This window comes from Pseudonocardia lutea (assembly GCF_042658055.1).
Classification (GTDB): domain Bacteria; phylum Actinomycetota; class Actinomycetes; order Mycobacteriales; family Pseudonocardiaceae; genus Pseudonocardia; species Pseudonocardia lutea.
Genome location: NZ_JBHSQK010000008.1, coordinates 39,270 through 62,165 on the forward strand (window position 1 = coordinate 39,270; position 22,896 = coordinate 62,165).

20 protein-coding genes are annotated in these 22,896 nt (G+C 73.8%); 11 read left to right on the forward strand and 9 right to left on the reverse strand.

All coding sequences use genetic code 11. The features are described from left to right. The first annotated feature begins 83 nt into the window (after window positions 1–83). The gene (locus ACFQH9_RS04885; protein WP_379564633.1) at window positions 84–347 is read left to right on the forward strand and encodes a hypothetical protein; all 264 of its coding nucleotides are present in this window, start codon (window positions 84–86) and stop codon (window positions 345–347) included. A gap of 69 nt (window positions 348–416) precedes the next feature. Here the strand turns inward: ACFQH9_RS04885 and ACFQH9_RS04890 are convergent, their stop codons facing one another. Then, complete coding sequence (locus ACFQH9_RS04890) at window positions 417–1,526, reverse strand: coiled-coil domain-containing protein (protein WP_379564635.1); 1,110 nt, start codon at window positions 1,524–1,526, stop codon at window positions 417–419. A 77-nt stretch (window positions 1,527–1,603) separates the two neighbouring features. Here ACFQH9_RS04890 and ACFQH9_RS04895 point away from each other — a divergent pair, with 77 nt between their 5' ends. Next, window positions 1,604–1,747, forward strand: coding sequence for a hypothetical protein (locus ACFQH9_RS04895; protein ID WP_379564636.1), 144 nt, complete (start codon window positions 1,604–1,606; stop codon window positions 1,745–1,747). Between the two features lie 11 nt (window positions 1,748–1,758). Here ACFQH9_RS04895 and ccrA read toward each other — a convergent pair whose 3' ends face one another. Together ccrA and mce are read right to left on the reverse strand one after the other, a co-directional pair. Further along, a complete protein-coding gene (gene ccrA, locus ACFQH9_RS04900) occupies window positions 1,759–3,090 on the reverse strand; it encodes a crotonyl-CoA carboxylase/reductase (RefSeq protein ID WP_379564638.1) in 1,332 nt (443 codons plus the stop codon). Window positions 3,091–3,340: 250 nt separating this feature from the next. Beyond that, window positions 3,341–3,814: a methylmalonyl-CoA epimerase gene (mce, locus tag ACFQH9_RS04905; protein WP_379564640.1), complete on the reverse strand. Its 474-nt coding sequence runs from the start codon at window positions 3,812–3,814 to the stop codon at window positions 3,341–3,343. A gap of 158 nt (window positions 3,815–3,972) precedes the next feature. Here mce and ACFQH9_RS04910 point away from each other — a divergent pair, with 158 nt between their 5' ends. Both ACFQH9_RS04910 and meaB read left to right on the forward strand, forming a co-directional pair. Then, entirely contained in the window at window positions 3,973–5,157 is a 1,185-nt protein-coding gene (locus tag ACFQH9_RS04910) for an acetyl-CoA C-acetyltransferase (RefSeq protein WP_379564642.1), read from the forward strand. A gap of 4 nt (window positions 5,158–5,161) precedes the next feature. Further along, entirely contained in the window at window positions 5,162–6,118 is a 957-nt protein-coding gene (meaB, locus tag ACFQH9_RS04915) for a methylmalonyl Co-A mutase-associated GTPase MeaB (protein ID WP_379564644.1), read from the forward strand. Window positions 6,119–6,122: 4 nt separating this feature from the next. On the opposite strand, the gene ACFQH9_RS04920 is transcribed toward meaB, so the two are convergent. Beyond that, window positions 6,123–6,626: a MarR family winged helix-turn-helix transcriptional regulator gene (locus ACFQH9_RS04920; protein ID WP_379564646.1), complete on the reverse strand. Its 504-nt coding sequence runs from the start codon at window positions 6,624–6,626 to the stop codon at window positions 6,123–6,125. 60 nt (window positions 6,627–6,686) lie between these two features. On the opposite strand from ACFQH9_RS04920, the gene ACFQH9_RS04925 reads away from it, so the two are divergent. Continuing rightward, window positions 6,687–6,998 carry a thiamine-binding protein gene (locus ACFQH9_RS04925; protein WP_379564648.1) on the forward strand — a complete coding sequence of 104 codons (312 nt, stop codon included), beginning with the start codon at window positions 6,687–6,689 and terminating at the stop codon, window positions 6,996–6,998. Further along, window positions 6,991–7,701, forward strand: a complete 711-nt coding sequence (locus tag ACFQH9_RS04930) for an alpha/beta fold hydrolase (protein WP_379564650.1) — start codon at window positions 6,991–6,993, stop codon at window positions 7,699–7,701. The genes ACFQH9_RS04925 and ACFQH9_RS04930 overlap by 8 nt, the downstream gene beginning before the upstream one ends. Before the next feature lie 63 nt (window positions 7,702–7,764). On the opposite strand, the gene ACFQH9_RS04935 is transcribed toward ACFQH9_RS04930, so the two are convergent. Beyond that, on the reverse strand, window positions 7,765–8,052 hold the full coding sequence (locus ACFQH9_RS04935) for a hypothetical protein (protein ID WP_379564652.1): 288 nt from the start codon (window positions 8,050–8,052) through the stop codon (window positions 7,765–7,767). Between the two features lie 247 nt (window positions 8,053–8,299). On the opposite strand from ACFQH9_RS04935, the gene ACFQH9_RS04940 reads away from it, so the two are divergent. The 3 genes from ACFQH9_RS04940 (at window position 8,300) to ACFQH9_RS04950 (ending at window position 11,716) form a co-directional block, all read left to right on the forward strand. Beyond that, a complete protein-coding gene (locus ACFQH9_RS04940; RefSeq protein WP_379564654.1) occupies window positions 8,300–9,241 on the forward strand; it encodes an SCO6745 family protein in 942 nt (313 codons plus the stop codon). A gap of 80 nt (window positions 9,242–9,321) precedes the next feature. Beyond that, entirely contained in the window at window positions 9,322–10,335 is a 1,014-nt protein-coding gene (locus ACFQH9_RS04945; RefSeq protein ID WP_379564656.1) for a tetratricopeptide repeat protein, read from the forward strand. Window positions 10,336–10,474: 139 nt separating this feature from the next. Further along, the gene (locus ACFQH9_RS04950) at window positions 10,475–11,716 is read left to right on the forward strand and encodes a glycosyltransferase family 87 protein (protein ID WP_379564658.1); all 1,242 of its coding nucleotides are present in this window, start codon (window positions 10,475–10,477) and stop codon (window positions 11,714–11,716) included. Between the two features lie 92 nt (window positions 11,717–11,808). Here ACFQH9_RS04950 and glgB read toward each other — a convergent pair whose 3' ends face one another. The 4 genes from glgB to ACFQH9_RS04970 all read right to left on the reverse strand — a co-directional run bounded on the left by glgB (window position 11,809) and on the right by ACFQH9_RS04970 (window position 19,887). Beyond that, the gene (glgB, locus tag ACFQH9_RS04955; RefSeq protein WP_379564660.1) at window positions 11,809–14,184 is read right to left on the reverse strand and encodes a 1,4-alpha-glucan branching protein GlgB; all 2,376 of its coding nucleotides are present in this window, start codon (window positions 14,182–14,184) and stop codon (window positions 11,809–11,811) included. A gap of 93 nt (window positions 14,185–14,277) precedes the next feature. Further along, window positions 14,278–15,696, reverse strand: coding sequence for a maltokinase N-terminal cap-like domain-containing protein (locus ACFQH9_RS04960; RefSeq protein WP_379564662.1), 1,419 nt, complete (start codon window positions 15,694–15,696; stop codon window positions 14,278–14,280). Further along, window positions 15,693–17,432 carry a maltose alpha-D-glucosyltransferase gene (treS, locus tag ACFQH9_RS04965; RefSeq protein WP_379564664.1) on the reverse strand — a complete coding sequence of 580 codons (1,740 nt, stop codon included), beginning with the start codon at window positions 17,430–17,432 and terminating at the stop codon, window positions 15,693–15,695. Before treS ends, ACFQH9_RS04960 begins: the two co-directional genes overlap by 4 nt. Before the next feature lie 481 nt (window positions 17,433–17,913). Then, complete coding sequence (locus ACFQH9_RS04970) at window positions 17,914–19,887, reverse strand: alpha-1,4-glucan--maltose-1-phosphate maltosyltransferase (RefSeq protein ID WP_379564666.1); 1,974 nt, start codon at window positions 19,885–19,887, stop codon at window positions 17,914–17,916. Window positions 19,888–20,110: 223 nt separating this feature from the next. Here ACFQH9_RS04970 and ACFQH9_RS04975 point away from each other — a divergent pair, with 223 nt between their 5' ends. Then, window positions 20,111–20,278, forward strand: a complete 168-nt coding sequence (locus ACFQH9_RS04975; protein WP_379564668.1) for a hypothetical protein — start codon at window positions 20,111–20,113, stop codon at window positions 20,276–20,278. A 49-nt stretch (window positions 20,279–20,327) separates the two neighbouring features. Beyond that, on the forward strand, window positions 20,328–22,838 hold the full coding sequence (glgP, locus tag ACFQH9_RS04980; RefSeq protein WP_379564670.1) for an alpha-glucan family phosphorylase: 2,511 nt from the start codon (window positions 20,328–20,330) through the stop codon (window positions 22,836–22,838). The last annotated feature ends 58 nt before the right edge of the window (window positions 22,839–22,896 follow it).

Sequence of the window (22,896 nt, forward strand, 5' to 3'; positions counted from 1 at the left end):
ACGGCGGTGCCGCGGCGGTTACGGTCGGTGCCATGGCACGCGGTCGACGGCCCCGCCCCTCGGAACGGGGGCGGGGCCGCGCCGTGCCCGCACCCCTGTCCTCGGGGATCGTGACCCGTGCCGAGACGGGGCCGGACGGCGAGTGGGCCGTGCGGCACGTCCCCGGCGGGTCGTCGGTGAAGGACTACCGCTGCCCGGGCTGCGACCAGCTGATCCCCGCCGGCGTCGGGCACGTCGTGACCTGGCCGACGGGGGAGTGGGGCGGCGTCGAGGACCGCCGCCACTGGCACCTGCCGTGCTGGAACGCCCGCGGCCGCCGGCGGCCCGGGATCCGCCGTCCCCGCTGACCCGCTGCTCGCCCACGACCGCGGCCCGCCGGCGGGTGCGCGGCGTCGACGGTGGGGGCGAGGTACGGCTCAGGCGCGCGCCGAGGCCGGGTGGGGGCGCGGGCGACGCCGCGACTGCTCGCTCGCCTGCTCGGGAACCGGGGCGGCGTCGGCGGCGGGGGTGCCGTCCGTGCGGTCGGTCCGCCCGCCCTCCTCGGCCAGCGGGCCCAGCGCCGCGAGGTCCGCGACGAGCGCCGCGCGGGCGTGGGCGAGCTGCTCGGCGATCCGGCTGCGCAGGCCGGTGAGCTCGGCGACGCGGCGCTCCGCCTCGCGGACGAGCCGGTCCGCCTCCCTGCGGGCGTCGGCGACGATCCGGGCCGCCTGCTCGTCCGCCTTCGCGTGCGTGCGCTGTGCGTACTCGTCGGCCTTCGCGTGCGTGCGCCGGGCGTACTCGTCCGCCTCCGCGCGGGTGGTCCGGCCGTACGCGTCCGCCTCGGCGCGGAGCCGGGCGATCTCCTGTTGCGCGGCCGTGCGCTCGGCCTGCAGCGCCCCGAGGGTCTCGGTGCGCCGCTGGTCCATCGCGATCCGGAAGTCCTCCTCGACCTGGGCCCGCTCCGCGGCCGCGGCGGAGTTCGCGGCGGCGATCGCGGCGGCGGACTCGGCCTGGACCCGGGCGATCGCCTCGTCGCTCGCCAGCTTGTCCTGGGCGGCCTGGGCCTGCAGGGCCTTCGCCCGGGCGACGACCCGCTCGGCCTCCTCCCGGGCCTCGGCGAGCAGCGCCTCGCGGCGGCGCTCCGCGTCCGCCCGGCGGTCGGCCAGCTCCTGGTCGCACTCGACCCGCTGGCGGGTGACCTCGGCGGCGGCGCGGGCGCGCGTCTCGGCGACCTCCTCCTCGGCCAGCCGGAGCATCGAGCGCATCCGCTCGCTGAGCCCCTGGACGCTGTCCGGCGGCCCCGACAGCCGGCGCACCTGCTGGCGCATCGACTCCAGCCGGTTGCGGACCTCGTCGAGCTCCCGGGTCAGCCGGGTCACCTGCGCGACGGCGGCGTCCCGGTCCGCGGCGAGCAGCCGGACGTCCGCGTCGATCCGGTGCAGATGCCCGTTGACCTGGTCCTGGTCGTAACCGCGGCGGACGACCCGGAACCCGGCCGTGGGCTGGAGACCGGGGTCGGGCTGGGCGTTCTCCGGTTCACCGACCATGCGCGTCACCGTACCGGGCTACCGCACCCGCGGCGGGTCGTGCGCGCTCCCGCGTGGGCGTCGTCACCCGTCCGGGCGTGAGGTCCGGGCGACGGGCGCAGTGGCGGCTGCGCAGGATGGCCCAGCTCGCCTCCGGCGTGGTGATCCTCCGCGGTCTCCGGGACGCGTCGTGGACCCGGGACGGGACGGCCCACGGCGCGTTCCTGCGCCGTGGGCCGTGAGCGCGTCCCGATCAGACGCCGCGGAAGCGGTTGATCGCGTCGAGGTGCTTGGCACGCTTCTCCGGGTTCGTCACGCCCAGCCCCTCCTCGGGCGCCAGCGCGAGCACGCCGACCTTGCCCTGGTGGGCGTTCTGGTGGACGTCGTAGGCCGCCTGGCCGGTGTCGGCGAGCGGGTACACCTTGGACAACGTCGGGTGGATCAGGCCCTTGTCGATGAGCCGGTTGGCCTCCCACGCCTCGCGGTAGTTCGCGAAGTGCGACCCGACGATCCGCTTGAGGTTCATCCACAGGTATCGGTTGTCGTACTCGTGCAGGTAGCCCGAGGTGGAGGCGCAGGTGACGATCGTGCCGCCCTTGCGCGCGCAGTAGACGGACGCGCCGAAGGTCTCCCGGCCCGGGTGCTCGAAGACGATGTCCGGGTCGTCGCCGCCGGTGAGCTCGCGGATCCGGGCCCCGAAGCGCTTCCACTCCTTCGGGTCCTGGGTCTGCGGGTCCTTCCAGAACCGGTAGCCTTCGGCGTTGCGGTCGATGACCAGCTCGGCGCCCATCGACCGGCAGATCTCCGCCTTCTCCGGCGAGGAGACCACGCAGACCGGGGTGGCGCCGCCGTTGAGCGCGAACTGGGTGGCGTAGGAGCCGAGGCCGCCGCTCGCACCCCAGATCAGCACGGTGTCGCCCTGCTTCATGTCGGCACCGTTGCGGGAGACGAGCTGGCGGTACGCGGTGGAGTTGACCAGGCCGGGGCTCGCCGCCTCCTCCCAGGTCAGGTGCTCGGGCTTGGGCATGAGCTGGTTGGACTTGACCAGCGCGAGCTGCGCGAGGCCGCCGAAGTTGGTCTCGAAGCCCCAGATCCGCTGCTGGGGGTCCATCATCGTGTCGCCGTGCCCGTCCGGGCTCTCCAGCTCGACGGACAGGCAGTGCGCCACCACCCGGTCGCCCGGCTTCCAGGCGTTGACGCCCGCGCCTGTGCGCACGACGACGCCGGCCAGGTCGGACCCGACGATGTGGTAGGGCAGGTCGTGCCGCTTGGCCAGCTCGGACTCGCGCCCGTAGCGCTTGAGGAAGCCGAAGGTGGACAGCGGCTCGAAGATCGAGGTCCAGACGGTGTTGTAGTTGATCGCGCTGGCCATCACGGCCACCAGCGCCTCACCCGGGCCCAGCTCCGGCGTCGGGACGGTGTCCAGGTGCAGGCTCTTGCGCGGGTCCTTGTCGCGGGTGGCGATGCCGTCGAACATCTCCGTCTCGTCCGCGTGGACCGTCATCGCCTGGTAGTGGTCCGGCACTGGCAGCCCGCCCACGGCGTCGAAACGCTCGGCGAGAATGGCGTCGAGGATCTCCTGCACGGCCTGGCCTCCGGTGGCGTGAGTCGTGTGTCTTGCTTGGGATACCGATCAGTTACCGATCAGTATGGTACCCGAGGCATTGTGGTCGTGCGCTGGTCCGATGGGGCCGATCGTGACGGAGGCCACCGACTGGATCAATGAAGCAGCCCCTCCGGGCGGGCGGTGGACCGCCTGATCGGAGGGGCTGCGTGCGACACGAACGGCCCGTCGTCCCAGTAGGCGTGAGCGAGAGTGCCGTTCGCTCGGCGGGTCAGTGTCCGCCGGCCGCCGGCTCCACCAGCTCGACGAGCACGCCGCCGGCGTCCTTCGGGTGCACGAAGTTGATGCGGGAGTCCGCGGTGCCGCGCCGCGGCTCCGGGTAGAGCAGCCGCAGGCCCTTGGCCTTGAGCGCCTCCGTCGCGGCCTCGATGTCGGTCACCCGGTAGGCGAGCTGCTGCAGGCCCGGCCCGTTGCGGTCGAGGAACTTCGCGATCGTGGAGTCCGGGCGCAGCGGGGCCAGCAGCTGGATCCGGGTGCTCGAGGCCGGGTCGGCGCCGGGGGCGGCGAGCATCGCCTCGCGCACGCCCTGCTCCTCGTTGACCTCCTCGTGCGTGTTCACCAGGCCGAACACGTCGTGATACCAGGCGATGGCCTCGTCGAGGTCGGCGACCGCGATCCCGACGTGGTCGATCTGGGTCAGCAGGGATCCGAGCGCGCCGTGGGCCGATTCCGTCTGTGCCGTCATGCCCCGGGAATCTAGTGCGCGAGAGGGGCCGCGGCCCCGTGTGTGGCTGCTCACCCCGTCCGTTCGGCCCGTCTCCCGGCCTGTGACCGGCGGGTATCGTCCGTGCCGGTCCCCTGTGTGGCCAATCCCGTGTGCCAACGTAGTTGCTGGAGGTCGTCGTGGCGCAGTCCGTGATCGTCGCTGGTTCCCGTACGCCGGTCGGGCGGCTGCTCGGCTCGCTGAAGGGCTTCTCGGGCGCCCAGCTCGGCGGCTTCGCCATCAAGGGCGCGCTGGAGAAGGCCGGCGTCGCCCCCGAGCAGGTCGAGTACGTGATCATGGGCCAGGTGCTCACGGCGGGTGCCGGCCAGATCCCGGCCCGGCAGGCCGCCGTCGCCGCCGGTATCCCGATGGACGTCCCCGCGCTGACCGTCAACAAGGTCTGCCTCTCGGGCATCGACGCGATCGCCCTGGCCGACCAGCTCATCCGCGCCGGCGAGTTCGACATCGTGGTCGCGGGCGGCCAGGAGTCGATGACCCAGGCCCCGCACCTGCTGCCGAAGTCCCGCGAGGGCACGAAGTTCGGCGACGCCACGCTGATCGACAGCATGTCCCACGACGGCCTGTTCTGCGCCTTCGACCAGTGCGCGATGGGCGCGTCGACCGAGAAGTACAACAGCCGCTTCGACGTCACCCGCGAGGACCAGGACGCCTTCGCCGCCCGCTCGCACCAGCGCGCCGCGGAGGCCGTGAAGAACGGCGTGTTCGACGACGAGATCACCCCTGTCGAGATCCCGCAGCGCAAGGGCGACCCGATCGTGTTCGCGCAGGACGAGGGCGTGCGCGGCGACACCACCGGCGAGAGCCTGGCCAAGCTGCGCCCGGCCTTCTCCGCCGACGGCACGATCACCGCGGGCTCGTCGTCGCAGATCTCCGACGGCGCCTGCGCGGTCGTCGTCATGAGCAAGGCCAAGGCCGAGGAGCTGGGCCTGACCTGGCTGGCCGAGATCGGTGCGCACGGCGTGGTCGCCGGTCCGGACGCGAGCCTGCACGAGCAGCCCGCCAACGCGATCGTCAAGGCGTGCGCCAAGGAGGGCGTCGACCCCAAGGAGCTGGACCTCGTCGAGATCAACGAGGCGTTCGCGGCGGTCGGCCTGGTGTCCACCCGCAAGCTGGGCATCGACGAGGAGAAGGTCAACGTCAACGGCGGCGCGATCGCCCTCGGCCACCCGATCGGCATGTCCGGCGCCCGGATCACCCTGCACCTGGCGCTGGAGCTCAAGCGCCGCGGCGGCGGTGTCGGCGTGGCCGCTCTGTGCGGCGGCGGCGGGCAGGGCGACGCGCTGATCCTCCGCGTCCCGGCCTGATCCCTTGGCTCGGCAGTCCCGGCAGTCCCCGCAGGAGCTGGTCGACCGCGCGCTGGAAGGGCAGCAGCGCGCGGTCGCCCGGCTGATCTCGCTCGTCGAGAGCGGTTCGCCGGACCTTCCGGAGATCGCCGCGCTGCTCGCCCCGCACACCGGCCGGGCCCAGGTCGTGGGCCTGACCGGCTCCCCGGGCGTCGGCAAGTCCACCACGACCTCCGCGCTGGTCGCCGCGTTCCGGCGGCAGGGCAAGCGGGTCGGCGTGCTCGCCGTCGACCCGTCGTCGCCCTTCTCCGGTGGCGCGCTGCTCGGCGACCGGGTCCGGATGGGCGACCACGCGGTCGACGAGGGCGTGTTCATCCGGTCCATGGCCACCCGCGGGCACCTGGGCGGGCTGGCCTGGGCGACGCCCCAGGCCCTGCGGGTGCTCGACGCCGCCGGCTGCGACGTCGTGCTCGTCGAGACCGTCGGGGTGGGACAGTCCGAGGTGGACGTCGTCTCGCTCGCCGACACCACGGTCGTGCTGCTCGCCCCGGGCATGGGCGACGGGGTGCAGGCCGCCAAGGCCGGCATCCTGGAGATCGCGGACGTGTTCGTGGTCAACAAGGCGGACCGCGAGGGCGCCGCCCAGACCGTCCGCGACCTGCGCTACATGATGTCGCTCGGCGAGCGGCGGGACGCGTGGAAGCCACCGGTGTGCCGGACCGTCGCGGCCCGCGGCGAGGGCGTGGCGGAGGTCGCCGGGGCGATCGACGAGCACCGCGCCTGGCTGGAGTCCTCGGGCGAGGGCCCGCGGCGGCGCCGCCGTCGGGCGGAGAACGAGATCGAGGCGATCGGGCTGGAGAAGGTCCGCGCGCGGCTCGGCGGCGTCCGCGGCGGCACCGCGCTCGAGACGCTGGCCGAGAAGGTCGTGGCCGGCGAGCTGGACCCCTACCGCGCCGCGGACGAGCTCCTCGGCGCCCTGTAGCGCCTCACCGGAAGTCGCCCGACGCCGCGCGGATGCGGCCGAGCAGGTCGAAGAGCGAGGCCTTGCCCTCCGCGTCGAGCCCCACCAGCCCGAAGTCGACGGCGGTGACGGACTTGGTGGCGTGCTCGAGCCGCTCCAGCCCCTCGGGCGTGATCTCGACCAGCGTCGCGCGGCGGTCCGTGGGGTGCGGGGTGCGGCGGACCAGCCCGTCCGCCTGCAGCCGGTCGACGATGTTCGTGACGCTCGTCGGGTGCAGCTGCAGCCGCTCGCCCATCACCCGCATCGGCAGCCGCTTCGCCCGCGAGAAGCTCAGCAGCACCAGCGCCTCGTAGCGGGCGAAGGTGAGGTTGTGCGGCTTGAGCGCGGCGTCGACGGCGGAGAGCAGGATCTGCTGCACCCGCATCACGCTGGTGACGGCGGCCATGGTGTCCGACGGACCGATGCGCTCGGCCCACAGCTTCGCGGCCCGGTCGATCGGGTCGAAGGGGAGCGGGTCGCGCGCGGCCATGACCGCGAACGCTAGCAGGGCCGACACCCGCGACCCGAGATCATGGGGCAGGCTGGCGGCATGCTCGTAGCGTTCAGCATCGCGCCGTCCGGCAGCTCGTCCGACGACGGGAGCGTGGGCGACGCCGTCGCCGAGGCCGTCCGCGTGGTCCGGGAGTCCGGCCTGCCCAACGAGACCACCTCCATGTTCACCACCATCGAGGCCGAGACGTGGGACGAGGCCATGGCCGTGGTGGGTCGCGCGGTCGAGGCCGTGCAGGCCCGGTCGCCGCGGGTCAGCCTGGTGCTCAAGGCCGACATCCGGCCCGGCCACACCGGTCAGCTCACGGCGAAGGTGGAGCGGATCGAGAAGGCGCTCGGCACGGATGGCTGATCCGGCCTTCCTGCTCCTGCACGGCGCCTGGCACCGCGGGTCGAGCTGGGCGCCGCTGCAGGCGGAGCTGCGGGCCCGCGGCCGCGCCTCGGTGGCGCCGGACCTGCCGTCCGACGAGCCCGGGGTCGGCGCCGCCGGGTACGCGGCGGCCGCACTGGCCGCGGCGCCGGCCGAGGGGCCGGTCGTGGTGGTCGGGCACTCCCTCGGCGGGCTCACCGCGCCGCTGGTGGCGGCCGGGCTCGGCGCCCGGGTGCACGCCCTGGTGCTGGTCGGGGCGATGCTCCCCGAGCCCGGCCGGGCGCACGGCGACCTGCTGCGCGAGGACCGCACGATCATGGCCGAGGGGTTCGGTCCGGGCCAGGAGCGCGGCCCGGGCGGCACCACGAGCTGGCCGCCGGAGACCGCCGAGGCGTCGTTGTACGCCGGGGTGGCCGACGAGCTGGGCGACCCGGACCGCGTCCGGGAGGCGGTGGCGGCCCTGCGTCCGCAGGCGTGGGCGATCGGCAAGGAGGTCACCCCGCTGACCGCGTGGCCCGCGGTGCGCACGGTCTCCGTCATCTGCGCGGACGATCGGGTGGTCAACCCGCGGACCTCCCACCGGCTCGCCGCGGCGCTGGGCTTCGAGGTCCGCGAGCTTCCGGGCGGGCACTTCCCGATGCTCACCCGGCCCGCCGAGCTGGCCGACCTGCTCGTCGGGCTCTGACGGCGGCCTCCGGGAACGCGGACGGCCGGCGGAGGACCCCGCCGGCCGTCCCGACGTGCCCGGTCAGGCGATGTTGAGTGTGAAGAAGAAGACTCCGACCAGGATCGCCGCGAAGCCGAGCCCCATCGCGATCTTGGCGGGCTTCGCGGTCTCCGGGTTGCGCACCGCGGCGAGGCCGACGCCGATCGCGGCGAGCCCGCCGATCCAGCCGACGATCGAGATCGGGCTCGCGACCAGCGCGACGATCCCGATGATCAGCGCGACCTTGCCCAGTGCCGGGCTCTCCCGGCGCGCGCTCTTCTTGCGGGCCTCCGCCAGCAGGCGGTCGGCGACGGGGTTGTCCTGGCTCATGGAATCCTCCGGTCGGGGGACGGTCCCGGTGCGGATCCGTCCGGCGGGCACGCCCGGGTGACGTGCCGTCATCTCCGTGAGGTCAACGACGGCGGGCCGCTGCTGGTGCTCCGCCGGTCCGGTGATCGGGACCGCCGGTCCCGCGAACCGCGGGTGCGCACCGCCACCGGATCGGCTCAACCCGCGACGCTGGCCCCGCGATGCTCGGACGTCCTACGGTTTCCGGAGGACGACGACGGGAGGCGCGATGACGAGCGGGAGCACCGCCGTGACCAGCACGGGCGCGGCCGAGGGGGAGCACCGGGCACGCCGGCTGTGGCGGGCCCTGGAGCCGTTGCACGCGGTGACCTACTTCGCGCCGGAGGCCCGGTCGGCGGGCGAGGCGCTGGGCCTGCGCGGCTTCTGGCGCGGCTACTTCGGCCAGCGCGCCGCACCGCTCGGGCCGGTGCCGGCCGAGGTCGTGACCGCGTTGTTCTACAACTTCGCCCCCGGCTTCGTGGCCCGCTCGGTGCCCGAGGTCTGGTCGGTCGCCTCACCCGCGCAGCTCCTCGACGCCCGCCTCGCGGCCGTCGACGCCGCCCTGCGCCGCGCGCTCGGCGACCTCGCCGCCTCCGCCGAGGTGGCCGAGGCGGCGGAGCTGGCGCGGGAGGCGGCGACGTCGGTGTCGACGGCGGGGCGCGCGCTCGCCGCGGCCAACGCGGCGCTGCCCTGGCCCGACGCCCCGCACCTCGTGCTCTGGCAGGCCCAGACGATCCTGCGCGAGCAGCGCGGCGACGGCCACGTCGCGGCCCTGGTCGCCGCCGGGATCGACCCGGTGGAGGCGCTGGTGGTGTTCGCGGGCGCGCAGGAGCTGCCGGGGGACTGGCTGCGGGAACGGCGCGGCTGGACCGTCGGGGAGTGGGAGGCCGCGCGGTCGCGGCTGGCCGACCGGGGCCTCGTCGAGGCGGCGTCCGGGGGCGGCGACGTCGCGGACACCGTGCTGACCGGGGCCGGGCGGGACCTGTGCGCGGAGGTCGAGGCCCGCACGGACGCGCTCGCCGACGAGGCCTGGCGCGCCCTCGGCGACGCCCGGGCGGAGCGCCTGGTCGCGCTGGCCGGACCGCTGGTCGAGCGGGTCCTCGCCGCGGGCGACTTCCTGCCGCAGAACCCGATGGGCATGCGCCCGCTCGTGGACGCGCGCCCCGCCTGACCGGCCGCCGGACCGGCCGCCGGATCGGCCGCCGGCCCCTGCGGTGGGCGGCGGGCGGGCCGGGTGGCGATCGTGCCAGGATGGAGCGCGTGTCGCGACCCGATCCTCGTCAGGCAGCTCAGACGGCGGCCCTGTCGTCCGCGTTGGCGGGCGCCGTCGACCTCTCCGCGCTGAAGGCCCGCTCCGAGGCCGCGGCCCGCCAGCAGGCGGCGGGCGGCGCCCGGGGCACGGCCCAGGGCGCGCCGGGCGCCCCGGAGGGCGGAGGTGGCGGCGGGTACGTCCTCGACGTCACCGAGCAGGGCTTCCAGCGGGACGTCCTCGAGGCGTCCCTGCAGGTCCCGGTGATCGTGGACCTGTGGGCGACCTGGTGCGAGCCGTGCAAGCAGCTCTCGCCGGTGCTGGAGCGGCTGGCGAACGCAAGCGGCGGCGCCTGGCTCCTCGCCAAGGTCGACGTCGACGCCAACCCGCGGATCGCGCAGGCCTTCGGCGTGCAGTCGATCCCGATGGTGGTCGCGGTGGTCGCGGGCCAGCCGGTCGACGCCTTCCAGGGCGCGCTGCCCGAGCCGCAGGTCAAGGACTGGATCGCCCGCATCCTCGACGCGCTGCGCGACCGCATGCCCGCGATCGCCGAGGGCGAGCGCCGGGCCGCCTCCGGCGGTGGTGCGGCCCCGGAGGAGGAGCCGGAGGACCCCCGGTTCACGGAGGCCGAGGACGCCCTCGAGCGCGGCGACTACGCCGAGGCCGAGGCCGCCTACCAGCGGATCCTCGACCAGGAGCCCGCCAACGAGATGGCGCAGGCCGCGCTCTCGCAGGTCCGGTTCCTGGCCCGGGCGGAGCAGGCCGACCCGTCGGCGATCGGCCGGGCCGACGCGGCCCCGGACGACGTCGACGCCCAGCTCGCCGCCGCGGACGCCGAGGTCGCCCAGGACCGGGCCGAGGCCGCGTTCCAGCGGCTGGTCTCCGCGGTCTCCCGGACCTTCGGCGACGACCGGGAGAAGGTCCGCAGCCACCTCGTCGGGCTGTTCGAGCTGTTCCCGGCGGACGACCCGCGGGTGAGCACCGCCCGTCGCGCCCTGGCCCGCGCGCTCTTCTGACGCCGGAGAACGTGGCCTGATCGCAGTATGGATCCATAACGCGTCACGGCGGCCGTCCTGGACGCGCTACGGATCCGTACCGGCTTGGCCGGTGGGGCGGGCGGACGCGCGCGCGCTCGGGCGACTACCGTCGGGCGTCGTGTCGACGACCAGCCCGCAGCCCGTCGCCGATCCGCCGCGGCCCCCGGCCCGGCGGTGGCCGGCGGCCCGCGTCGGCGCGGTGCTGCTGGCGGTGGCGGCGCTCGCGCTGACCGTCGTCCTGCACGCCACGCACCACAACTGGTTGGTCCTCGGGCTGGCGTCGACCGACATGCGGGAGCTGCACGCCGACTTCGACACCTTCTGGCACTCCGCGGTCGCCCTGACCCAGGGCGGCGACATCTACGCGACCCCGGCGAAGCTGCGCAACCTCAACCCGCCGCTGCTCAGCCTGCTGCTGGCCCCGTTCGCCGGTCTCGACGTGGTGCTGGCCTACCGGGTGTTCGCGGCGCTCACGCTGCTGCTGATCGTCGGTGCCGTGCTGGTGGTGTGCCGCGAGCTGCGGCTGCCCTGGTGGTGGACGGCGGGCGCGACGCTGGCGATGCTCGCCTCCTCGCCGCTGCACGGCACGCTCTACCTGGGCCAGATCTACGGGCTGCTGCTGGTGGGGCTCGTCGCCGGCTGGGTCGCCGAGCGCCGCGGGCACCCGCTGCTCGCCGGCACGCTCTACGGCGTCACCGTCGCGCTCAAGCCCTCCCTCGCGCCGGTGCTGCTGCTCCCGGCCGTGCAGCTGCGCTGGCGGCCCTTCTGGGCCGGGATCGGCGGCGCCGTCGTCGCCACCCTGGTGGGGGCGCTGGCGGCCGGGCCGTCGAGCGCCCTCGAGTGGCTGCGGATCGGGTTCGGCGAGCCGGTGCCCGACGTCCTGGACAACGCCGCCCTGCCCGGCGAGGCGCTGCGGCTCGGTCTGCCCTCGGCCGTCGGCACGCTGCTGGGCGCCGCCGCGCTGGTCGGGACGCTGGTCCTGCTCGCGCGCCGCAGCCGGACCGGTGCGGTGGATCCCGCCGGCACCGCGCCCTGGGCGGTGATCGCCGCCAGCCTGCTGATGTCGCCGATCTCCTGGCACAACTACGTGCTGCTGCTGTGGCCGGGGGTGCTGGCCGTGGTGGCCGCCTCCGCCGCGGGGAGCGCGCGCCGCGCGTGGGCGGCCGCGCTGCTGGCGCTGCCGCTGGTCCCGGTCTCCTGGGGCGACCTCTGGACGCCGGAGGACCCCTGGACGCCCGTCGGCCGCAGCCTCTACTGCGCGATCCTCCTGGCCTACTGGCTCACCCTGCTCCGCGCCGTCGATCGCAGTACGACCATGACGCGGGATTCCGCGCCTCCTGATCGCGTCATGGTTCCATAACGCCGAACAGGATCCGGATGAGCCGCATCATGGTTCCATAACGCCGACACGGTCGCGGCTGGTCAGCGTTATGGAACCATTCTGTGGACGGTTCAGACGTCCCGGGAGTCCTCGTCGGCCGGGCCGACCTCCGGGGTCGGCGGCACGCCCTGCGCGAGGTCGGGGGTGTGGGCCGCACCGGCCGGCGGCGCCTCGACGGCCGGCTCGGTCGCCGCGGACCGGACGGGCCGCTTCGGGTGGACCGGGCCGCCGGTCTCCTCCGGCACCAGCCACACCACGCCCGCCGGGGGCAGCCGCAGCACGGCCGACGCGGGCCGCCCGTGCCACACCACCCGCTCCGCCTCGACGGCGCCGAGGTTGCCCACCCCGGACCCGCCGTAGCTCTCCGCGTCGGTGTTGACCAGCTCCCGCCAGCGCCCCGCGAACGGCAGCCCCACGCGGTAGTTCTCGTGCGGCTGGCCGGAGAAGTTGGCGATGCAGGCCAGGACCGCCGGGCGGCCGTCGTGGTCGGTGCCCTCCCGCAGGAAGCTCAGGACGTTGCCCGCGGCGTCGTTGGCGTCGATCCACGAGAAACCCTCGGGCGAGTGGTCGGCCGTCCACAGCGCCGGGTGCTCGCGGTAGGTGCGGTTGAGGTCGCCGACGAGGCTCTTGATGCCGCCGTGCAGCCGGTCGCCGAGCAGGTCCCAGTCCAGCGAGCGCTCCTCGGACCACTCGCGGACCTGCCCGAACTCCTGGCCCATGAACAGCAGCTGCTTGCCCGGGTGCGCCCACATGAAGGCGAGCAGCGCGCGGACGTTGGCGGCCTTGTTCCAGTCGTCGCCCGGCATCCGGGTCCACAGCGAGCCCTTGCCGTGCACGACCTCGTCGTGGCTGATCGGCAGGACGTAGTTCTCGCTGAACGCGTACATCAGCGAGAAGGTCATCTGGTTGTGGTGGAAGCTGCGGTGCACGGGGTCACGCCCGATGTAGTCGAGCGTGTCGTGCATCCAGCCCATGTTCCACTTGAAGCCGAAGCCGAGCCCGCCCATGTAGGTGGGCCGCGTGACGCCGGGCCACGCCGTGGACTCCTCGGCGATCGTGACCACGCCCGGGTGCTCCCGGTAGACGGTCGCGTTCATCTCCTGCAGGAAGGAGACGGCGTCGAGGTTCTCCCGGCCGCCGTACTGGTTGGGCAGCCACTGCCCGTCCGGGCGCGAGTAGTCCAGGTAGAGCATCGAGGCGACGGCGTCGACCCGCAGCCCGTCGACGTGGAACTCCTCGAGCCAGTACAGCGCGTTGGCGACGAGGAAGTTCCGCACCTCGCGGCGGCCGAAGTCGAACACGAGCGTGCCCCAGTCCGGCTGCTCGCCGCGGCGGGGGTCGGCGTGCTCGTAGAGCGGCGTGCCGTCGAACCGCGCCAGGGCCCACTCGTCCCGCGGGAAGTGCGCCGGCACCCAGTCGACGATCACGCCGTAGCCGTGCCGGTGCAGCGTGTCGACGAAGTAGCGGAAGTCGTCCGGGGTGCCGTAGCGCGAGGACGGCGCGTAGTAGCCGGAGACCTGGTAGCCCCAGGAGCCGCCGAACGGGTGCTCGGCCACCGGGAGCAGCTCCACGTGCGTGAAGCCGGTCTCGCCCAGGTACTCGACGAGCTGGTCGGCGACCTCGCGGTAGCCGTTGCCCTGCCGCCACGACCCGATGTGCAGCTCGTAGACGCTCATCGGCTCGGCGTGCGGCTGGCGGACGGCGCGCCCGGCCATCCACTCCTCGTCGCCCCACTCGTGGGCGCGGGCGCTGACCACGGACGCCGTGGCCGGCGGGACCTCGGTGGCGAAGGCGAGCGGGTCGGCCTTGTCGCGCCACACGCCGTCCTGGCCGAGGATCCGGTACTTGTACCGCGTCCCGACGCCCACGCCGGGGACGAAGATCTCCCAGACGCCGGAGCCGCCCAGCGACCGCATCGGGTGCGCCCAGCCCGCCCAGCCGTCGAAGTCCCCGGTCACGCGCACGCCCTGGGCGTTGGGTGCCCAGACGGCGAAGCTGGTGCCGGTGACCTGGCCGGAGGCGGTGTCGTAGGTGCGCACGTGCGCGCCGAGGACCTCCCAGAGGCGCTCGTGGCGGCCCTCGCCGATCAGGTGGAGGTCGACCTCGCCCAGCGTCGGGAGCCAGCGGTAGGGGTCGTCCGTGACGTCGACGCGGTCGCCGTAGCGGACGCGGATCGTGTAGTCGCCCCCCGCCCCGTCGACGACGCCGGAGAACAGGCCGGCGTCGTGCACCTTGACCAGCGGGTGCGCGTCGTCCGGGTCGCCGCCCCGCAGCACCCACACCTCGTCGGCGTGGGGGCGCAGCACGCGGACGACGGTGCTGCCGCCGGCCGTCGGGTGCACGCCCAGCACCCCGTGCGGGTTGTGGTGGGCACCGCCCAGGAGCCTGTCGGTCGTCGCCTGGTCCGGGGGGCAGGGGTCGATCGTGCGGGTGTCCTCGTGTGCCACCCGGGAACCCTATTGCGGTCCCGCGGAACGCGCCCACTGTGGTCCGCCGAACGGGTTGCGGCCCTTGGCCCAAACCTCGTCCGGCCGGACTTTCTAGAGCGAGATGTGCGGGTCGGACTCCGGGTCCGCGGTGTCCGCGCCCTTCTCCTGCGCCTCCTCGACCAGCCGTGCGATGGAGGTGAGCGGGATCCCGGCCCAGGTGGGGCGGGAGCGGGTCTCGTAGACGACCTCGTAGACCGCCTTGTCCAGCTCGTAGGCCCGCAGCACCGCGGCCTCCGCGCGCGGGTCCCGGCCGGCGCCGAACGCGTAGCCGTCGCAGAAGGCGGAGCGGTTGCGCACCGCCCACTCGTCGGCGCGGCGGAAGAGCTGCTGCTCCTCGTGCTCGTCCGCGTCGGCCGACAGGACCTGGTGGTAGACGGCGTAGTCGAAGGAGCGCAGCATGCCGGCGACGTCGCGCAGCGGGGAGTCCATCCGGCTGCGCTCGGCCAGCGGCGCCGACGGCTCGCCCTCGAAGTCGATCAGCAACCAGCCGCGCGGGGTCCGCAGGGTCTGGCCGAGGTGCAGGTCGCCGTGCACCCGCTGGGTGGGGATCTCGCCGGTCAGCGCGTCGTAGACCGCGCGGATGCCGTCGACGTGCTCGCCCAGCGTCGGCACCTGGGCGGCCGCCTCGGTCAGCCGGGCGGTGAGCGCCGCCCGCAGCTCGTCCGCGCTCCGGGTGCTCGTCCCCAGCGCCCGGGCCAGCTCCTTGTGCACGACGGCGACGGTCTCGCCGAGCCGCCGCGCCTCGCCGGCGAAGTCGCCGCCGACCTCGTTGGCGAACAGGTCGCCCTCGGCGAAGAGGTCCCGGACGCTGGTCAGCGCCATCGCCCAGCCCTCGGCCGAGTTCGACTTGAAGTCCTGCAGCATGCCGAGCGTGGCGGGCCGCCCGTCCAGCGTGCCCTCGACCGCGCCCTGCAGCGACGCCACCTGCTCGCTGCCCTGCGACCGCAGCGCGCGGTGCAGCTCCAGGTCCGGGTTCAGCCCGGGCGCGACCCGGCGGAACAGCTTGAAGATGCTCCGGTCCCCGTAGGCGACCGAGGTGTTCGACTGCTCCACCCCGAGGATCCGCCCCGACACCCCGGAGGGGATCTCGGCACCGGGCTCGGGCACGAACCGGACGTCGCCGTGGGTGCGTCCCTCGCGGATCGCGTCGAGCAGGAAGGCGGTCGCCTCGTGGTCCCACATCGCGTCGTAGGCGATCCGGTCGCCGACCGCGCCGATCGTGGCGTACTCCAGCTCCGGCGCGGGCTGGTACCGCCGCCCGACCAGCAGCTGGTAGTGCTCGGGGGCGCTGCCGTCGGCGAAGGTGACGCGCAGCAGGCACAGGTCGAGGAGCAGCTCCCCCTCGTCGATGAGCGCGGTGGCGCCGGCGACCGCGACGGACTCGACGGGCCTGCCCTTCGCCGGGAACCAGCGCTGGCGGGCCAGGTAGTCGGGCAGATGGGCCGGGAGCTCCTCGGCGAGCGCCGTCATGCGGTGTCCTCCGCGGGCTTGATCGCGAACCAGTAGAACCCGTGGCCCGGCAGGGTGAGCAGGAACGGCAGCTGGCCGATCCGCGGGAAGGGCACCCCGCCGGTGAGCTCACACGGGATGTGCCCCTCCCAGGCCGAGAGGTCGAGCTCGACCGGCTGCGGGAACCGGCTCATGTTGTGCACGCACAGGACGGTGTCCTCCCCGTGCGTGCGGGTGTACGCCAGCACGGACGGGTTGGAGCCGCCCAGCTCGTGGAAGTCGCCGAGGCCGAAGGCGTGGTGGCGCTTGCGGATCTCGATCATGTGCCGGGTCCAGTGCAGCAGCGAGGTCGACGAGTTCGACTGCGCCTCGACGTTCACCGCCTGGTAGCCGTACACCGGGTCCATGATCACGGGCAGGTAGAGCCGGCCCGGGTCGCACATCGAGAAGCCGGCGTTGCGGTCCGGGGTCCACTGCATCGGGCTGCGGACCGCGTCGCGGTCGCCGAGCCAGATGTTGTCGCCCATCCCGATCTCGTCGCCGTAGTACAGGACCGGGGAGCCGGGCAGCGAGAGCAGCAGCGCGGTGAACAGCTCGAGCTGGTTGCGGTCGTTCTCCAGCAGCGGGGCGAGCCGGCGGCGGATGCCGATGTTCGCCTTCATCCGCGGGTCCTTGGCGTACTCCGCGTACATGTAGTCGCGTTCCTCGTCGCTGACCATCTCGAGCGTGAGCTCGTCGTGGTTGCGCAGGAAGATGCCCCACTGCGCGTTGGACGGGATCGCGGGGGTCTGGGCCAGGATCTCCGAGATCGGGAAGCGGTTCTCCCGGCGGACCGCCATGAAGATGCGGGGCATCAGCGGGAAGTGGAAGGCCATGTGGCACTCGTCGCCGCCGACCTCGGGGTCGCCGAAGTACTCCACCACGTCCGACGGCCACTGGTTGGCCTCGGCGAGCATGACCCGGCCGGGGTACTCGTCGTCCATCACCTTGCGGCAGCGCTTGAGGAAGGCGTGCGTCTCGGTGAGGTTCTCGCAGTTCGTGCCGTCGCGCTCGTAGAGGTACGGCACGGCGTCGAGCCGGAAGCCGTCGATCCCGAGGTCCAGCCAGAACCGCAGGACGTCGATCATCGCCTCCTGCACGGCCGGGTTGTCGTAGTTGAGGTCCGGCTGGTGGGAGAAGAAGCGGTGCCAGTAGAACTGGCCGCGGACCGGGTCGTAGGTCCAGTTCGACGACTCGGTGTCGACGAAGATGATCCGCGCCTCGGGGTAGCGGGTGTCGTCGTCCGACCAGACGTAGAAGTCGCCGTACGGCCCCTCGGGGTCGCGGCGCGAGGCCTCGAACCACGGGTGCTGGTCCGAGGTGTGGTTCATGACGAGGTCGGTGATCACCCGGATCCCGCGCTTGTGCGCCTCGTCGAGCAGCACGACGAAGTCCTCGACGGTGCCGAACTCGGGCAGCACCGCGCGGAAGTCCCGGATGTCGTAGCCGCCGTCCCGCAGCGGGGAGTCGTAGAAGGGCGGCAGCCACAGGCAGTCCACCCCGAGCCACTGGAGGTAGTCCAGCTTCTCGGTGAGCCCGCGCAGGTCACCGAACCCGTCCCGGTTCGAGTCGTTGAACGCCCGGACGAGCACCTCGTAGAACACGGCCGTCTTGAACCACTCCGAGTCCACCTCGAGGGCGCGCGCGTGCGCGTAGTCCTCGGCGTCGGGCTCGTTGACGACGACCTCGCCGCTGTCCGTCTCGACCGTCTCACTCATCGGTTGCGGACTCTATCCGGGCCGGCCCGGTTTCTCAGGTCGGAGCCGCCGCAACCACCGGGTGCGTCGGCACGCGCCCCGTCGGGCCTCGGCCGCCCGACGAGGCGGCGACGGTGGCGGTGTGGCTCGAGTCGTAGCCCGGCAGGTACAGGCGCTCCGGCCGGCCGGCTGCCCGGGGCGGCCGCGCCGATGCGCCAGCGGAAGCCGCTGGTCCGGATCGTGCCGAGGTAGCGGCCGAACAGCTGCACCACCCGTGCCTCGCCGGGTGCGACGGCGGTGAGCCCGCCGGCCAGGACGAGCCCGAGGACGAGGCCGTGGCGCCCGGCCCGGTGGCGAGCGGTCCGAGCGTGCCGGTGAGAGCCAGCAGGGCGACGCCGCCGAGGACGAGCACCACCACGACGGCGAGCTTCCGGGAACGCGACGACGCCGGCCCCGCGGAGCGGGACCGGCGTCGTCGGTGGTGTCGGGCAGGAGCCGGGGGTCAGGCCCGGTGCACGCGCAGGATGTGCGCGACGTTCTCCAGTGGCTGCAGGCGCACGTAGTTGCGCTCCTGCCAGCGGAAGATGTCCCCGGTGATCTCGTCGGTCACCGTGAACGAGTCGTCCCAGCCCAGCCCCAGCTCCGGCATGTCGAGCCGGACCGTGCCCTCGCGCACCTCGTGCGAGTTGAGCGTGACGACCACGATCACCGTGTCGCCCGAGGCCGGGTCCCGCTTCGAGTAGACGAGCAGCTCGGGGTTGTCCACCTCGTGGAAGTGGATCTCGCGCAGCTGCTGCAGCGCCGGGTGGGCGCGGCGGATCTCGTTGAGCCGGCCCAGGAAGGGCTCGAGCGAGCGGCCCTCGTTGAGCGCGGCCTGGAAGTCCCGTGGGCGCAGCTCGTACTTCTCCGAGTCGAGGTACTCCTCGCTGCCCGGCTTGACCGGGGTGCCCTCGAAGAGCTCGAAGCCGGAGTACACGCCCCAGGTCGGCGACATCGTCGCGGCCAGCACGGCCCGGATCGCGAACATCGCCGGGCCGCCGGTCTGCAGCGACTCGTGGAGGATGTCCGGGGTGTTGACGAAGAGGTTGGGCCGGCACTCGTCCGCGCGCTCGGCGTGCATGAGCGCGAACTCGGCCAGCTCCTCCTTCTCCGTGCGCCAGGTGAAGTAGGTGTAGCTCTGGGTGAAGCCCAGCCGCGCGAGCCCGAACAGCCGGGCCGGGCGGGTGAACGCCTCGGCCAGGAACAGCACGTCCGGGTAGCGGGCCTTGACCTGCCAGATCAGCCAGTGCCAGAAGTTCGGCGGCTTGGTGTGCGGGTTGTCCACCCGGAAGATCCGGACCCCGTGCTCGACCCAGTGCAGCACGACCCGCAGCGCCTCGGCGTAGAGCCCGGCCGGGTCGTTGTCGAAGTTGATCGGGTAGATGTCCTGGTACTTCTTGGGCGGGTTCTCCGCGTAGGCGATCGACCCGTCCGGGCGCACGGTGAACCACTCCGGGTGGGCCTCGACCCACGGGTGGTCCGGCGCGCACTGCAGCGCGAAGTCGAGCGCGACCTCCATGCCGAGGTCCTTGGCGCGGGCGACGAAGGAGTCGAAGTCGTCGATCGTGCCGAGCTCGGGGTCGATCGCGTCGTGCCCGCCGTCCTTGCTGCCGATGGCCCACGGGGAGCCCACGTCGCCGGGCTCGGCGTGCACGGAGTTGTTGCGGCCCTTGCGGTGCACCGTGCCGACGGGGTGGATCGGCGGGAGGTACACGACGTCGAAGCCCATGGCGGCGATCCGGTCGAGCTCCTTCGCCGCGGTGACGAACGAGCCGTGCACGGCGCGGCCGGTCTCGTCCCGCCCGCCGGTGGAGCGGGGGAAGAACTCGTACCAGGAGCCGAACAGCGCCCGCTCGCGGTCCACGTAGACCTGCTGGGTGCGGCCGCGGGTGATCAGCTCGCGCACCGGGCGCTCGGTCATGATCGCGTGCACGGCCGGGAACAGCGCCGGGGCGACGCGGGAGTGCAGCGGCAGCGCGGTGTCGCGGAGCGCGTTCGCGGCGCCGAAGAGAAGGTCCCGGTTGGCGCGCTCGCTGGGGCGGCGGCCCACGCGCTGCAGCAGCCGCGCGCCGGTCTCCAGGTCGTTGGCCAGCTCGTCCGCGCTCTGGTTGGCCCTCAGCTTGGCCTCGACCGCGTGCCGCCAGGTGGCCCACGGATCGCTCCAGGCGTCCACCCGGAAGGTCCACAGCCCGGGCTCGTCGGGCACCACGGTGGCCACGAAGCGGTCCGTCCCGACCCCGTCCGGCAGCATCCGCACGTGCTCGGCCTGCGCGGTGGAGCCGAGCCGCTTCCAGACCACGTTGGCGGCGACGGCGTCGTGCCCCTCGCGCCAGACGGTGGCGCGGACCGGGATCACCTCGCCGACCACGGCCTTGCTGGGATGACGGCCGTCGCCCACCGCGGGACTGACGTCATCGATCCCCAGCCGACCGGTCATCGACGTCCACCCCCGCAGCTCGTTCGTCGGATTTCGCACGCGGACGCCCCGCATCGCGTGCGTCACAACCGTACCTACCCCGTCCACCGCTGCGCGTAACGGGACCGGGCGTGGTGGCACAGGTTCACATGCTCTTCACCGACGCGTCGCGACCGCCCGGCGAGCGCCCGTCGGTGAGCGGTCGGTGCGGTAGCGCTGCGTGTCCGGCCGCTGGTGCGTCGGGGTGAGCGACCACCCGTTCGAGGAGCTCCGCGGGTCGCTCGTGCTCCACCCGATCGAGCGCCCTCGTCAGGCGGTGTGGCCGCGGCGAGCCGGGCCCGGCGCGGGCGACGACGCCTCGCCCGCGCTGCCGGCGACCGTCCTCGTCCGGTCGGCGCAGCAGGGGTCCTGACCTGGGCTGGATCGGTCCACGTACCGATCCCGTACTAGTCTCCGGCCCCGTGAGAGCCCTCCGCCGCTTCACCGTCCGTGCCCAGCTGCCCGAGCGACTGGCCCCGCTGCAGACCCTGGCGACCAACCTGCGGTGGAGCTGGCACCCGGCCACCCGCGAGCTGTTCGCCTCGCTCGACCCCGACGCGTGGGAGCGCTCGGGGGAGGACCCGGTCCGGCTGCTGGGCGAGATCCCGACGGCGCGGCTCACCGAGCTGGCCGAGGACGCCGACCTCGTCGGCACCGTCACCGGCCTGGCCGCCGACCTGGAGCGCTACCTCACCGAGGACCGCTGGTACCAGGGCCGGGAGGGGCTCCCGGACGCGATCGCCTACTTCTCCATGGAGTTCGGCGTGTCCGAGGTGCTGCCGAACTACTCCGGCGGCCTGGGCGTGCTGGCCGGGGACCACCTCAAGGCCGCGTCGGACCTCGGGGTGCCGCTGATCGGCGTCGGGCTGCTCTACCAGTCCGGGTACTTCCGCCAGTCGCTCTCCCTCGACGGCTGGCAGCTCGAGCACTACCCGGTCCTCGACCCGCAGGGCCTGCCGCTGCAGCTGCTCACCGGCGCCGACGGCGCGCCGGTGATCGTCGAGGTCGCCATGCCGGAGGGCCGCACGCTGGCCGCCCGGGTGTGGCAGGCCGCCGTCGGACGGGTGCCGCTGCTGCTGCTCGACGCCGACATCGAGGCCAACGACGCCGACCTGCGGACCGTCACCGACCGGCTCTACGGCGGCGACCAGGACCACCGGATCAAGCAGGAGATCCTGATCGGGGTCGGCGGGGTCCGGGCCGTGCGGGCCTACTGCGCCGCGACCGGGCACCCCGGGCCCGAGGTGTTCCACACCAACGAGGGCCACGCCGGCTTCCTCGGCCTCGAGCGCATCCGGGAGCTGCGGACCGCGAAGGGCCTCGACTTCGACCAGGCGCTCTCGGCGGTGCGCTCCGGCACGGTCTTCACCACGCACACGCCGGTGCCCGCGGGCATCGACCGCTTCCCCGTCGACCTGGTGCGCCGCTACCTCACCGACGCGCTGCTGCCCGGCCTCCCCACGGACCGGCTGCTCGCGATGGGCGCCGAGGACGACCCGGCCATGTTCAACATGGCGCACATGGGGCTGCGGCTCGCGCAGCGGGCCAACGGCGTCTCGAAGCTGCACGGCGAGGTCTCGCGCGGGATGTTCGGCGGGCTCTGGCGCGGCTTCGACGCCGAGGAGGTGCCGATCGGCTCGGTCACCAACGGCGTGCACGGCCACACCTGGGAGGCGGCCGAGGTCTCCGGCCTGATCGGCGAGCCCGGCGCCCCGCTCGACCACGTCGGCGACGCCGAGCTGTGGGGCCTGCGCAACGCCCTGCGCGCCCGGCTGGTCGACGAGGTCCGCCGCCGCGTGCGGGCCGCCTGGCTGGAGCGCGGGGCGTCGACGCCGGAGCTCGGCTGGACCGACCACGTCTTCGACCCCGAGGTGCTCACCGTCGGCTTCGCCCGCCGCGTGCCGACCTACAAGCGGCTCACCCTGATGCTGCGCGACCAGGCCCGGCTCCGGGACCTGCTGCTCGACCCGCACCGCCCGGTGCAGCTGATCGTCGCGGGCAAGTCCCACCCGGCCGACGACGGCGGCAAGGCGCTGATCCAGCAGATCGTCCGGTTCGCGGACGACCCGGCCGTGCGGCACCGGATCGTGTTCCTGCCGGACTACGACATGTCGATGGCCCGGTACCTGTACTGGGGCTGCGACGTGTGGCTGAACAACCCGCTGCGCCCGCTCGAGGCCTGCGGGACCTCGGGCATGAAGTCGGCGCTCAACGGCGGGCTCAACCTCTCCATCCGGGACGGCTGGTGGGACGAGCTCTACGACGGGCGCAACGGCTGGGCCATCCCGACCGCGGACGGCATCGACGACCCGCACAAGCGGGACGACCTCGAGGCCCAGGCGCTCTACGAGCTGCTCGCCACCCAGGTCGCGCCCGCCTTCTACGAGCGCGACGCCGGGGTGCCGCCGAAGTGGACCGCGCTGGTCCGACACACCTGGGAGACGCTGCGCCCGCAGGTGCAGGCCACCCGGATGGTGCGTGAGTACGTCGAGGACTGGTACGCCCCCGCCGCCGAGGCCGCGCGGACCGTCACGGCCTCCGAGTACGCCGGGGCGAAGGAGATCGCGGCCTACCGGGAGAAGCTCGCCACCGCGTGGACGAAGGTCCAGGTCAGCGGGGTCGACGCGTCCGGCCTGCCGGACACCCCGGTCGTCGGGGCGCCGATGACTGTGCGGGCCGCGGTCGACCTCGGCGGCCTCTCGCCGGAGGACGTGATCGTCGAGGCGATCGTCGGCCGGGTCGACGAGGCGGACGAGCTCGACGACACCGTGCGGGTCGCGATGAAGCACGTGGGCGCCACGGACGGCTCGGACCGGTTCGAGGCCGTGGTCCCGCTGCCGCACGCGGGGCTCGCGGGCTACACGGTCCGGGTCCTCCCGCAGCACCCGCTCCTGGCGTCCTCCGCCGAGCTGGGCAAGGTCGTCCTGGCCTAGCTCGGGCAGCCGAACGGCACTCCCGCTCATCGCCGGTGAGCGAGGGTGCCGTTCGCAG

What these genes read in the sequence shown, in the direction of transcription:
- ACFQH9_RS04890 (WP_379564635.1), bottom strand. Translation starts at nt 1,526, where the DNA reads ATGGTCGGTGAACCGGAGAACGCCCAGCCCGACCCCGGTCTCCAGCCC.
- mce (WP_379564640.1), bottom strand. Translation starts at nt 3,814, where the DNA reads ATGACGGCACAGACGGAATCGGCCCACGGCGCGCTCGGATCCCTGCTG.
- ACFQH9_RS04920 (WP_379564646.1), bottom strand. Translation starts at nt 6,626, where the DNA reads ATGGCCGCGCGCGACCCGCTCCCCTTCGACCCGATCGACCGGGCCGCG.
- ACFQH9_RS04925 (WP_379564648.1), top strand. Translation starts at nt 6,687, where the DNA reads ATGCTCGTAGCGTTCAGCATCGCGCCGTCCGGCAGCTCGTCCGACGAC.
- ACFQH9_RS04930 (WP_379564650.1), top strand. Translation starts at nt 6,991, where the DNA reads ATGGCTGATCCGGCCTTCCTGCTCCTGCACGGCGCCTGGCACCGCGGG.
- ACFQH9_RS04935 (WP_379564652.1), bottom strand. Translation starts at nt 8,052, where the DNA reads ATGAGCCAGGACAACCCCGTCGCCGACCGCCTGCTGGCGGAGGCCCGC.
- ACFQH9_RS04940 (WP_379564654.1), top strand. Translation starts at nt 8,300, where the DNA reads ATGACGAGCGGGAGCACCGCCGTGACCAGCACGGGCGCGGCCGAGGGG.
- ACFQH9_RS04945 (WP_379564656.1), top strand. Translation starts at nt 9,322, where the DNA reads ATGGAGCGCGTGTCGCGACCCGATCCTCGTCAGGCAGCTCAGACGGCG.
- ACFQH9_RS04960 (WP_379564662.1), bottom strand. Translation starts at nt 15,696, where the DNA reads ATGACGGCGCTCGCCGAGGAGCTCCCGGCCCATCTGCCCGACTACCTG.
- treS (WP_379564664.1), bottom strand. Translation starts at nt 17,432, where the DNA reads ATGAGTGAGACGGTCGAGACGGACAGCGGCGAGGTCGTCGTCAACGAG.
- ACFQH9_RS04970 (WP_379564666.1), bottom strand. Translation starts at nt 19,887, where the DNA reads ATGACCGGTCGGCTGGGGATCGATGACGTCAGTCCCGCGGTGGGCGAC.